This window comes from Paraburkholderia panacisoli (assembly GCF_008369935.1).
Taxonomy (GTDB): domain Bacteria; phylum Pseudomonadota; class Gammaproteobacteria; order Burkholderiales; family Burkholderiaceae; genus Paraburkholderia; species Paraburkholderia panacisoli.
Genome location: NZ_VTUZ01000151.1, coordinates 1 through 787 on the forward strand (window position 1 = coordinate 1; position 787 = coordinate 787).

Annotated in this window: 1 protein-coding gene; it reads left to right on the forward strand. The window is 56.2% G+C overall.

The window, feature by feature from the left end; all coding sequences use genetic code 11:
- The first annotated feature begins 198 nt into the window (after positions 1-198).
- On the forward strand, positions 199-684 hold the full coding sequence (locus tag FVF58_RS51090) for a type II toxin-antitoxin system HicB family antitoxin (RefSeq protein ID WP_149676994.1): 486 nt from the start codon (positions 199-201) through the stop codon (positions 682-684).
- The last annotated feature ends 103 nt before the right edge of the window (positions 685-787 follow it).

Below are 787 nucleotides of genomic sequence, written 5' to 3' on the forward strand. Positions count from 1 at the left end.
CGATGCGGGACCGTCTTCCAATGCCGGGACACGGCGCTATGCGGTGCAGTTTGCAGGAACCGATCCCGCTCTGTCCGTCGACGCACTAAACCTTGCGTTGCAATATGGCAAGGACATTATCGACGGCAAAATTCAACCTGCGCAGTTGTGAGTCGCGCACGTACACCTTTCCGTCCGTTGGAAAGATCGAGCCCTACCATGAAATATCCGCTTTACGTCAATCGCATTAGCAGTACCCAGCTGCGTGCGCATTTTCCCGATTTTCCGCGAGTCGACCTGATCGGAAGTTCCCGCGCAGAAATCGAACTCAACGCGCAGCGGGTCATCGAGCAGGCATATGACGGTAGTGATCAGCCAATTTCCGCACCAACCAGTGACACAGAGCTACGCGCTCTCAGAGCGGATGGCAGCGATGGACTTTGGGTGTTCGTCGAAATCGATCTGGCACGCGTGTCTTCGACAGCCGTCGAACTCCGGTTTAACATTCTCGACACCCTGCTTGATCGCGTCGACGCGGCGGCAACGGAACATCATATGACGCGGGCTGCCTTCTTTTCGCGGGCGGCGATGCACGAACTGGAAGAGAACCAAGCGTCGCGAATTGCGCAGACGCCTTCGTCCATGGCGAAGAGTTTTATCTCCATACTAGGAGCAAATTATGATCGACGATCAAGTCAACCTTGAAGAACTTGAAGAAAGCAAGAGGTGGCGCGCTCTGCAGGAGACCCGCGCCGAGGGTGGTGTGCCGGTAGTACCGGCGATGCCAGTCCGTATCCCGCAAAGAGCA

Excerpts from the sequence above, each read along its gene's own strand:
- FVF58_RS51090 (WP_149676994.1), top strand. The coding sequence starts at position 199 with ATGAAATATCCGCTTTACGTCAATCGCATTAGCAGTACCCAGCTGCGT.